Origin of the sequence: Salegentibacter salinarum, assembly GCF_900168115.1 — a bacterium.
GTDB lineage: Bacteria > Bacteroidota > Bacteroidia > Flavobacteriales > Flavobacteriaceae > Salegentibacter > Salegentibacter salinarum.
Genome location: NZ_FUZC01000016.1, coordinates 61,732 through 72,233 on the forward strand (window position 1 = coordinate 61,732; position 10,502 = coordinate 72,233).

Below are 10,502 nucleotides of genomic sequence, written 5' to 3' on the forward strand. Positions count from 1 at the left end.
TTGCAAAGAATTAATCCCTACATTAATGACTACTGATATTATGGAATTGGAATTTGGGCAAGTGCGCATTTTTCAAAATATCCTGATTGCCGAATTGAATGAAGGTGTCCTTTTCACGTCAGAAAATAATAAAGAATTATTGGCTATTGGAAAAGAGGCGTTTAAAGGTGGACCCTATGGTTATATTTCTTTCCGTAAAAATTCTTATGCCGTAGATCCTATGGTTTACCGGGAATCTGCCCTGGCCGAAAACTTAAAGGCTATTGCAGTGGTAAGTGAAAATGAGCTTATTCGCTTAAATGCCCATAAAGTAGAACGTCAATTTTATAAAACACAAAATTCTTTTGAGGTTTTTGATAATTTAGACCAGGCAATAAACTGGATCCGCTACAAAATTTAATCAAAGATATTTTCTTTAAAACTGAAGTTGTTCAAATAAGTTTTTGCGGCTTGTATGTGTGGCGCCATCGTCACATCGTTATGTAAAATGGGGACTACTTCTCTAAATTCCCCCAAAACCTCACTCAGCATTACCGAAGTTTTTGCCGGCTCTCTAAAGTGCATTGCCTGCGAAGCATTAAATAACTCGATAGCCAGCACACTATTTAAATTTTCAACTACTTTTAAGAGCTTTGTTGCACCGTTTGCTCCCATACTTACGTGATCTTCCTGCCCATTTGAAGAAACTATAGAATCTACAGAAGCCGGAACTGCAAGTTGTTTATTCTGACTCACAATACTGGCTGCGGTATACTGCGGAATCATAAATCCGCTGTTTAAACCGGGATTTTCAACCAAAAATGCCGGTAAGCCACGAAGCCCGGAAACAAGCTGGTAAGTTCTCCTTTCTGAAATATTAGCAAGTTCAGCCAAAGCAATAGCCAAATAATCCACCGCAAGGGCCAAAGGCTGCCCGTGAAAATTTCCACCCGAAATAATCTTATCTTCTTCAATAAAAATATTAGGATTGTCGGTAACCGAATTAATCTCAGTTTTAATCGTTTTTCTTACAAAACTCAAGGTGTCTTTACTAGCACCGTGAACCTGAGGGATACATCTAAAACTATAAGGATCCTGCACATTTTCCTTCTCACTTTTAGCAATCTGGCTATCTTCTAAAAATCTGCGCATACGTTCAGCAGTTTTTATTTGTCCGCGGTGTGGTCTGGCAAGATGCACCAATTCGTCAAAAGGGGATAAATTACAATCAAAAGCATCTATAGAAACCGAACCAATAAGATCGGCCAGATAAGATAATTTATACGATTTTATCAAAGCATAAACTGCATGCGCACTCATAAATTGCGTCCCGTTTAGCAAGGCCAAACCTTCTTTAGACTGCAATTTTAAAGCATCCCAATCCTGGCGTTTCAGCAATTCTTCTCCGCTAATAACTTCATCTTCAAAATAAACTTCTCCTTCGCCAATTAAAGGTAAGGCCAAATGGGCAAGCGGTGCAAGATCGCCGGAAGCTCCCAAAGAACCCTGTTCATAAACTAACGGTAAAATATCAAGATTGTAAAAATCTATCAGTCTTAAAACGGTTTCCAGCGCAATACCCGAATTTCCGTAGCTTAAAGATTGAATTTTCAGTAAAAGCATCAATTTTATAATCTCCTTATTCACTTTATCACCGGTTCCGCAGGCGTGAGATTTTACGAGATTTTCCTGAAGTTCAGTTAATTTACCTGGACTTATTTTTACATTACATAAAGCTCCAAAACCGGTATTTATTCCATAAACGGGAGTATCGCTTTCGGTGATTTTTTTGTTTAAGTATTTTCTGGATTTTTGGATATTCGATTCAGCCTCTTCACTAAGCGCCAATTTTTTCTTATTCACCATTATATCTTCAATGGTTTCCAAATCTAAAATGGCTGAACTGATATAATGATGAGACTGCATAAATTACAATTTTAGATAATGAAGATAAATTCTGAACTTATTGAAGTTACAGTAAATTCAAGTGAATATTTTTAATTAAAAATGATTAAATTTTATTTCGAAAAAGATTGAAAATCGATAATTCAGCTATAAAATAAATTCTTTTTAATTTCAGGGTCAAAATTCTTATTTCTACGGATGCAATCCAAATTTAAAACCAAATTTTTAAGAATTACTCAAATTAAAGTTTTAAACAAACCTAAAAGAAGATTTTATACCTTCTTTTTATCATTCATCAACGCCAAATATGCTTTCCCCAGGTTATCACAAATATCGCCCGAAATTAAAGATTCATAACCATTTTCTTCAGCAACAATATCGCCTGCAAGCCCGTGTAAATAAACGCCTAAAATTGCTGCCACAAGCGGTTCATACTTTTGAGACATTAACCCTGCAATTATTCCGGAAAGCACATCGCCACTTCCTGCTGTTGCCATTCCCGGATTCCCTGAATTATTAATATAGGTATGCTTCCCACTAAAAACAAAGCTATGGGCTCCTTTTAAAACCAGGACTACCTTATACTTTTTAGTGAATTTTTCTATTTTATCAATCTTTTTAAAATCGTCGTCCCACTTCCCTATCAATCTTTCCAATTCTTTAGGATGTGGCGTTAAAACCGAATTCTTAGGGAGCAAAGCAAGAAGTTCGTTATTTTCAGAAAGCATATTTAATCCGTCAGCATCAATTAGCATAGGATTTTCAGTTTGTTCCAATAAGCCTTTAAATGCTTTTACCGTTTTAGAAGATTTTCCCGCACCCATTCCGAAACAAATCACGTCGGGTTCGAGATCGGTTTTAATATCAGTAAGCTCGTTAGCGTCTTCGTCAGTAATCACCATTGCTTCAGGAAAACTAGATTGTAAAATTTCGTATCCGCATTTTGGCACAAAAACACTGCACAAACCAGCCCCGGCTCTTAAAGTAGATTGAGCCGAAAGCACCATACTTCCAATTTTGCCATAACTTCCACCAATTACAAGCGTATGGCCGTAATCGCCTTTGTGTGAATTTTTATCACGTGGTTTATAAAGTTGCCGGGCTTCCCGCTTACCAATAAGCTGAGCCATTGCTTTAACTTCTTTTAAGTAGCCGCGATCTAACCCAATATCCAAAACCTGAACTTCACCCGAATATTTCATTGTTTGAGGCAGAAAAAATACCATTTTCGGGGTCTGGAAAGTCAACGTATAATTCGCTTTGATCACCGCGGTATCTTCGGACGGCACTTTATCGGGAAATAATCCTGATGGCATATCTACCGCAAGGCAAAATGCCCCTGATCCATTAATATGTAATAGCAATTTTGCCAGCCAGCCCTCAGCAGGGCGGTTTAACCCAATCCCAAAAATGGCGTCTACCACAAAATCTCCCGGTGATATTTCAGGAAAATCTTCTACTCGTTTTATCAGTGCAGGCCAGGTATGGCTTTCCTTTTTATAACGATCGTAATTCACCAGAAAATCATCAGAACGTTTATCGCTGTAATTTACCACATAAACTTCCACTTTATAGCCGTATTTATGAAGCAAACGCGCAACCACCAGTCCATCGCCGCCGTTATTTCCAATTCCGCAAAAAATTTTAATATTGATATCTGCACCTTCCAGCCGGGTATGTATTTCGTTAAAAACCAGACTTGCCGCTCGCTCCATTAAACGCGTGCTCGAAATTCCTTCAGTTTTAAGTGTAACTTCATCGGCTTCTTTTAATTGTTCTGCAGAGAGTATCTTCATAATAGATTTGGTTGAATAATTACATTCATAAAATTACAAATTAAAGCCTGAAAGCTTCGTTCGAAAAATTTAATCTAAACTTAAATTTCAGATAGATTTGCCAATAAAAGTTTAATTCGAATAGAGTAAGCGCTATTAAACTAAGTCGAACTCTATTATTTTCACGATTCTTCATAAAAACCCCTTTTTAATATTGTATTCAAAGTGAAATCAATAAATTTGCCCAAATTTTAGAAAAATGAAAGAAGTTGCCCTCGCTGCCAGACATAAAGAACTAAATGCCAAAATGGTATCTTTTGCAGGCTATAATATGCCTGTTTCTTATGAAGGTGTGAATATTGAACACCAGAACGTTCGTGAAAAATTAGGAGTTTTTGATGTTTCTCATATGGGAGAATTCCTAATTACCGGCGACAAGGCTCAAGAGCTTATTCAAAAAATCACTACCAACGATGCTTCAAAACTAATAGACGGGAAAGCACAATACACCGTGATGCCCAACGAAACCGGGGGAATTGTTGACGATTTAATTATATACAGGATTAATTCTGAAAAATATTTACTGGTAGTAAATGCTTCTAACATAGATAAAGACTGGAACTGGATCGCGCAGCACAATACGATGGATGCAACAATGCGCGATATGTCTGACGAATTTTCACTTTTAGCTATACAGGGACCAAAAGCGGCAGAAGCAATGCAATCTTTGACAGAAGTAGACCTTTCTAATATGAAATTTTACACTTTTGAAGTTGCCGAATTTGCAGGGATTGATAAAGTGATTATTTCAGCCACGGGTTATACCGGAAGCGGAGGCTTCGAAATCTATTTCAAAAACGAAGATGCCGAAGAAATTTGGGATCGTGTTATGGAAGCCGGTAAAGATTACGGAATAAAGCCTATTGGTTTGGCTGCCCGTGACACGTTAAGACTGGAAATGGGCTTTTGTCTTTACGGAAATGATATTGACGAAACAACTTCTCCAATCGAAGCAAAACTAGGCTGGATCACTAAATTCACTAAAGACTTTATCAATTCTGAAGCAATAAAGAAAGAAAAAGAAGAAGGACCAAAACGAAAGCTTATCGCTTTTGAATTGGAAGAGCGTGGAATCCCGCGCCAGGGTTACGAAATTGAGGATGAAGATGGCAAGGTTATTGGCGAAGTAACTTCTGGGACAATGTCACCATCGCTGGAAAAAGGAATAGGTTTAGGCTACGTGCCTGCAGAAGTTGCTAAATTTGGCAACAAGATTTTTATAAAAGTTAGAAAAAAATCCATTCCGGCCGTACAGGTGAAATTGCCCTTTTATAAAGGATAATTTTTGGAACGAATTTTAATTTTAGGAGCAAGCGGCTTTATAGGCAATGCCTTATATAAAGAGTTATGTTCCTTTTTTGATACCCACGGTACCTACCACACTCCAAACCGGATTTTGGAAGAGAATCATCAGTTTCATCATTTTGATATGGAAACTGAAAATATTGAGATCTTACTTCAAAATGTAAAACCAACGATAATTATCTCTGCCGTACGGGGAAATTTTGACGCGCAAATTATCGCTCATTTTGAAGTAATTAATTACATCCTCACTCATAAATGTAAATTGCTGTTTATCTCATCTGCCAATGTATTTGATGCTTTTACCAATTTCCCTTCTTATGAGTACGACAAAACACTCTCGCAAAGTATTTACGGCAGGTTTAAAATTAAGATTGAAAATGCCCTGCTAAGACTGCCAAACGATAAATATAACATTTTACGTTTACCTATGGTTTTTGGACATAATTCTCCAAGATTGAAGCAAATTAAAACGCTCATTGATCTCGGCGAAGCAATAGAAGTTTTTCCAAATGTGGTGATTAATGTTACTGAAATTGAAAAAGTTACCCAGCAAATTCATTATATAATCAATAGAAAAAAACAGGGAGTTTTTCACCTGGGAAGCTCCGATCTGGTGCATCAAAAAGATTTTATTGAAGAGGTATGCGAAGTTTTAGGTTATAAAAACCTGGTCTTTAAAAATATCTACGATTCTAACTTTGATCGGTTTTTAGCCGTGTTGCCTAAAGAAAACATTCTGCCTAAAAACTTACAGGTTTCAGTACAGCAAGTCACAAAAGCTTCAGTAAAGAATTAGGTGTTAATCTTGTCCTAAAAGCCAATTAGATTCAAAATTCAGGCTTTAGTTGCTTAAATTTAAATGACTAATTACTTAAATTCACTATTATGAAAAAACTAAGCGAAGACGAAATCAATAAAAAGCTGGAAAATCTTGAAGGCTGGGTTTATAAAGATAATGCTATTCATACGTCATTTCAGTTTGCAGATTTTAAAGATGCCTTTACGGTAATGACACGTATTGCTTTTGAGGCCGAAGCCCAGGAACACCATCCAAATTGGGGGAATGTTTATAACGAACTCGAAATATCCCTATCCACCCACGATGCCGATGGAGTAACCGAGAAAGATTTTAAGCTGGCTAAAGCTATTGAAGAAATAGTAGAAGCTTCAGCTTAATTCCAGAAAAAATACCGCGAAAATTTAAAGCTTCCAATTTTTAAATTGAATTGGAAGCTTTTTTATATTTTTGCCTCAGTTTTTTATTCAGAATACATGGGAAGAGCATTTGAATTTAGAAAGGCGCGTAAGATGAAACGCTGGTCTGCAATGGCCAAAGCCTTTACCCGCATTGGAAAAGATATCGTGATGGCCGTTAAAGAAGGCGGACCCGATCCTGATACCAATGCCAAGTTGAGAGCGGTTATCCAAAACGCGAAAAGCGTAAATATGCCCAAAGACAATATTGAGCGCGCCATTAAAAGGGCGAGCGATAAAAATCAGGGCGATTATAAAATTGTACTTTTTGAAGGTTATGCGCCTCACGGAATTGCCGTACTCGTGGAAACCGCTACCGATAATAATAACCGTACCGTAGCGAATGTTCGTTCTCATTTTAATAAATGCGACGGAAACCTGGGAACTTCAGGATCTGTAGAATTTATGTTTGACCATACCTGTAATTTCAGATTAAATTCTGAAGGACTTGATGTGGAAGAACTGGAATTGGAATTTATAGATTTTGGCGCCGAAGAAGTTTTTGAAGACGAAGACGGAATTCACATTTACGCCCCTTTCGAGTATTTTGGAGCCATTCAAAAAGAATTAGAAAACAGGGAGATTGAAATCCTTTCTTCAGGATTTGAAAGAATCCCGCAGGTAACAAAACCCCTATCAGCAGAAGAAGCCTCTGATGTTGAAAAATTACTGGAAAGACTGGAAGAAGACGATGATGTACAGAATGTATATCATACCATGGAAGAAACCGAGGATTAATTTTCTTCGGCATAAAAAAAGCTGTTTAGGATTATTTTTTTAAAGCTGTCATTCTGAATTTATTTCAGAATCTAATATGTTAGAACCTGAAACAAGTTCAGGTTGACGTTCAAAGAAAAACTTCCCAAACAGCTTTTTAATTTTTAATGCTCTCCCCTATCGTGTTTAGTAGGTTGACCTTTTCTACGTTTCTTTTCTTCTTCTAAAAGTGAAAGTTCACGTCCGGTTTGCCCTTTAACCGATGTATTCTCTTGTGCTCTTCTTAATAAATAAGGTACAACTTCACGCACAGGGCCAAAAGGCACTAATTTAGCCGAATTGTATCCTTTTTTGGCCAGATTATAACTAATATGGTCACTCATCCCATACAATTGGCTAAACCAAATACGATCATCGTTTAAAGGTAAACCCTTATCTTCCATACTTTGCAAGGCAAGATAATTACTCACCTCGTTATGGGTTCCTATAAATAAATGTATATCATTTAGATTTGCTAAACAGTAAGACATCACGCTGTTAAAATTAACATCTGTAGCTTCCTTGTTTTCGCAAATTGGGGTGGTATAATTGTATTTTTTTGCACGTGCATTTTCCTTTTCCATATAAGCACCACGTACAATTTTGGCTCCTATTTTAAAGCCTTCTTCTTTAGCTCTTTCGTGAAGATTCTTTACATACTCCAACCTGTCCCAACGATAGCACTGAAAAGTATTATATATAAGGATTTTGTCCTTATTATATTTCTTCATCATTTCTTCCATCAATTCATCGGCAGCAAGTTGCATCCAGCTTTCCTCTGCATCGGCATATAACCTTACATTATTGTCGTAAGCACATTTACAAAGCGTATCAACTCTTTCTTTCACCCGTTCCCATTCCTGCTTTTCTTCGTCGCTAAGATTAATGCGCTCTGTGATTTTTTCCCAAATGGCAAACCTTCCAATTCCGGTAGGTTTAAAAAGTGAAAAAGGTAATTCATCACTTTCAGCAGCGAATTTTATCAGTTTCATTTTCTTATCTAAAGCAGCGTCAAATTGCTCTTCGGTTTCTTTTCCTTCAACCGAATAATCAAGAATACCGTGCAATTTTTCAGCATACATTTCTTTTGTTATCGGCTTACAATCATCTTCGGTTACACCCCCACAAAACTGTTCAAAAATTGTTTTTTTAATCAGTGCTTCTACTGGCAAGTGTAGTTTTAAAGAAATTTTAGTCAACCAGGAACCGGCGTCTACCAGTTGCTTATTTTTCATCATGCTGAATAAGAAGATAGCACGATCCAGTTCTAAATCAGATTTTAATTTAAAAGCTGTTTTAGTATCATTAAAAATTTTTCTATTAATCATGGGGTGTGTCTTAATTAGCGCAAATATAATTATTGAAGTTTGATTTCATTATGAATATTTCTGCTTATTTTCGAAGCCAAATCACAAATACTAAAAAACGTCAAGAACTATGTCTAATATGGCAGCCAAAGGGCCGGTTTACTATCAGGAAGATGGTTTTCTTAAGATAAATTCTTATATAAAAGAAGCAAAACCTTCCAAAGTCTTTATTTTGGTAGATAATAATACGCATCGTGATTGCCTGGCTGCTTTTTTACAGAAAATTGATACTTCAGAAAATTTTGAAATTCTAGAAATCGAAGCCGGTGAGATCAATAAAAATTTGGAAACCTGTACCGGCGTTTGGAATGCACTTTCTGAATTAGACGCAGATCGTAAAAGTCTGATAATTAATGTTGGCGGTGGTGTGGTAACCGATCTTGGCGGATTTGTAGCTTCTACTTTTAAACGTGGCATAAGTTATATAAATATACCCACCAGTTTACTGGCTATGGTAGATGCTTCGGTTGGCGGAAAAACCGGTGTAGACCTTGGGAATTTAAAAAACCAGATTGGCGTTATTAATCACGCTGAAATGGTAATAATTGACCCATCTTTTTTAGCTACCCTTCCACAAACCGAAATGCGAAGTGGTTTGGCTGAAATTCTAAAACACGCTCTAATTAGCAGCGAGACCTATTGGAATAAAGTGACTAATTTAAGTGAACTTACTTTAGATGATCTTGATGATATTATTAAAGAATCGGTTGAAATAAAATCTAAGGTAGTCACAGAAGATCCCGAAGAAAATGGTTTGCGCAAAACATTAAATTACGGTCACACGTTAGGTCACGCCATAGAATCATATTTCTTAACACATTCAGAGAAAACTACTTTACTTCACGGAGAAGCTATTGCAGTAGGGATGGTTTTGGCAACTTACCTTTCTAAAGAACTTCAGAGTTTTCCAGAAGATAAATTAAAAGAAATCACCCGTAAAATTCTGGATATTTACGAAAGAGTAGAATTTTTGGACGGAGACATTCAGCAAATCATAGATTTAATGAAATACGACAAGAAAAATTCCCACGGAAATATAAATTTTGTACTGCTAAAAGATATAGGCAACACGGTGATAGATTGCAAAGTACCTAACGAGCTAATTTGGAATGCTTTTGAATATTATAGGAAAGCTTGATTTATAATTTAAAAACAGTATTTTTAAAACCTACTAACTACATCCTCATAAAATTTTATTTATGAAAAGAATTATTGTTGACTACAAAAAATTAACTCCCGAAATCCTCGGACTTTTAGTTGAGAAATATCCTGACGGATATGACGACGACCAGATTATTGCTTTTAAAAACGCAAAAAATGAAACGGTTGAAGCGGTTGAAGTAAAAACCGAAGACACTATTTACCTGGTAAAAGTAAGTACACGTCTTGAAAATACTATGGCTAACTTTGATGAAGACGATTACGATGATTCAGATTTCAACGAACCTATCGTAGAAATTCCTGAAAAAGACGAAGAAGAGGACGATAAAGACTAATAAATTACAAAATATTAAAATCAAAAAATGGGGATTTTTCTAAATGAAGAATCCTTTTTTTAACGAATTATATAAAAAAACATGCACTGATTCATTCATTGGAAGTGAATTTGGTAACCGAATAGGTCACCTTTTATTTGATATGAAACGAAAAAAATGATTCCCAGTGTTACTAAAAGCACTGAAATTCATTTATTTACGCGTATATTGATGTATTTTAATACTCAAAAAATCTGGGTGGTAGTGGATCATTCTCAAAAGTTGTGTGTGAATTGAAATAATAGTTTGATTTTTGCTGTCTAAACAGGAAGCATTGGATCCATATATAGACCTACTCAAGATATTATTACCAGAATTATTAATCACCCATTTTGATCTTACCGGTCATCAAACAGAAGGAGATATACTACACTTGAACTTTGAAGAGAAGCCGGAGATCCCTAAAGAGTTCTCCTCCCAGCTGGTCATAGCTCACGGGTTCCATAAGGAAATAACAATCCAGGATTTTCCGCTGCGTGGTAAAAAGGTTTTCCTGCATATAAAACGCCGTCGCTGGCTGGGCAAACAAGACAAAAAAGTTATGCAGCGTGACTGGAACTTAGTAG

General features: G+C 36.3%; 11 protein-coding genes. 8 read left to right on the top strand and 3 right to left on the bottom strand.

Going from position 1 to position 10,502, the window contains the following annotated elements:
- Positions 1–25: 25 nt before the first annotated feature.
- On the top strand, positions 26–400 hold the full coding sequence (locus B5X53_RS15915; protein WP_079714219.1) for a hypothetical protein: 375 nt from the start codon (positions 26–28) through the stop codon (positions 398–400).
- Here the strand turns inward: B5X53_RS15915 and hutH are convergent.
- Positions 397–1,905, bottom strand: a complete 1,509-nt coding sequence (hutH, locus tag B5X53_RS15920; protein ID WP_079714220.1) for a histidine ammonia-lyase — start codon at positions 1,903–1,905, stop codon at positions 397–399. The genes B5X53_RS15915 and hutH overlap by 4 nt on opposite strands.
- A gap of 251 nt (positions 1,906–2,156) precedes the next feature.
- Complete coding sequence (locus B5X53_RS15925) at positions 2,157–3,680, bottom strand: NAD(P)H-hydrate dehydratase (RefSeq protein ID WP_079714221.1); 1,524 nt, start codon at positions 3,678–3,680, stop codon at positions 2,157–2,159.
- A gap of 238 nt (positions 3,681–3,918) precedes the next feature.
- Between B5X53_RS15925 and gcvT the strand changes: the two genes are divergently transcribed.
- From gcvT to B5X53_RS15945, 4 genes are all read left to right on the top strand, one after another.
- On the top strand, positions 3,919–5,001 hold the full coding sequence (gcvT, locus tag B5X53_RS15930) for a glycine cleavage system aminomethyltransferase GcvT (protein WP_079714222.1): 1,083 nt from the start codon (positions 3,919–3,921) through the stop codon (positions 4,999–5,001).
- Positions 5,002–5,004: 3 nt separating this feature from the next.
- On the top strand, positions 5,005–5,820 hold the full coding sequence (locus B5X53_RS15935; protein WP_079714223.1) for a sugar nucleotide-binding protein: 816 nt from the start codon (positions 5,005–5,007) through the stop codon (positions 5,818–5,820).
- 89 nt (positions 5,821–5,909) lie between these two features.
- The gene (locus B5X53_RS15940) at positions 5,910–6,200 is read left to right on the top strand and encodes a 4a-hydroxytetrahydrobiopterin dehydratase (RefSeq protein ID WP_079714224.1); all 291 of its coding nucleotides are present in this window, start codon (positions 5,910–5,912) and stop codon (positions 6,198–6,200) included.
- A 96-nt stretch (positions 6,201–6,296) separates the two neighbouring features.
- A complete protein-coding gene (locus B5X53_RS15945) occupies positions 6,297–7,016 on the top strand; it encodes a YebC/PmpR family DNA-binding transcriptional regulator (protein WP_079714232.1) in 720 nt (239 codons plus the stop codon).
- 143 nt (positions 7,017–7,159) lie between these two features.
- On the opposite strand, the gene B5X53_RS15950 is transcribed toward B5X53_RS15945, so the two are convergent.
- Complete coding sequence (locus B5X53_RS15950; protein ID WP_079714225.1) at positions 7,160–8,362, bottom strand: proline dehydrogenase family protein; 1,203 nt, start codon at positions 8,360–8,362, stop codon at positions 7,160–7,162.
- Positions 8,363–8,471: 109 nt separating this feature from the next.
- Between B5X53_RS15950 and aroB the strand changes: the two genes are divergently transcribed.
- The 3 genes from aroB to B5X53_RS15965 form a co-directional block, all read left to right on the top strand.
- Positions 8,472–9,539: a 3-dehydroquinate synthase gene (gene aroB / locus B5X53_RS15955; protein WP_079714226.1), complete on the top strand. Its 1,068-nt coding sequence runs from the start codon at positions 8,472–8,474 to the stop codon at positions 9,537–9,539.
- 61 nt (positions 9,540–9,600) lie between these two features.
- The gene (locus B5X53_RS15960; RefSeq protein ID WP_079714227.1) at positions 9,601–9,897 is read left to right on the top strand and encodes a hypothetical protein; all 297 of its coding nucleotides are present in this window, start codon (positions 9,601–9,603) and stop codon (positions 9,895–9,897) included.
- Positions 9,898–10,210: 313 nt separating this feature from the next.
- The coding region (locus B5X53_RS15965) for an ISAon1 family transposase N-terminal region protein (protein ID WP_079714233.1) at positions 10,211–10,502 on the top strand (292 nt) is incomplete at its 3' end.

Excerpts from the sequence above, each read along its gene's own strand:
- B5X53_RS15915 (WP_079714219.1), top strand. The coding sequence starts at position 26 with ATGACTACTGATATTATGGAATTGGAATTTGGGCAAGTGCGCATTTTT.
- B5X53_RS15960 (WP_079714227.1), top strand. The coding sequence starts at position 9,601 with ATGAAAAGAATTATTGTTGACTACAAAAAATTAACTCCCGAAATCCTC.
- B5X53_RS15945 (WP_079714232.1), top strand. The coding sequence starts at position 6,297 with ATGGGAAGAGCATTTGAATTTAGAAAGGCGCGTAAGATGAAACGCTGG.
- aroB (WP_079714226.1), top strand. The coding sequence starts at position 8,472 with ATGTCTAATATGGCAGCCAAAGGGCCGGTTTACTATCAGGAAGATGGT.
- gcvT (WP_079714222.1), top strand. The coding sequence starts at position 3,919 with ATGAAAGAAGTTGCCCTCGCTGCCAGACATAAAGAACTAAATGCCAAA.
- hutH (WP_079714220.1), bottom strand. The coding sequence starts at position 1,905 with ATGCAGTCTCATCATTATATCAGTTCAGCCATTTTAGATTTGGAAACC.
- B5X53_RS15950 (WP_079714225.1), bottom strand. The coding sequence starts at position 8,362 with ATGATTAATAGAAAAATTTTTAATGATACTAAAACAGCTTTTAAATTA.
- B5X53_RS15925 (WP_079714221.1), bottom strand. The coding sequence starts at position 3,680 with ATGAAGATACTCTCTGCAGAACAATTAAAAGAAGCCGATGAAGTTACA.
- B5X53_RS15940 (WP_079714224.1), top strand. The coding sequence starts at position 5,910 with ATGAAAAAACTAAGCGAAGACGAAATCAATAAAAAGCTGGAAAATCTT.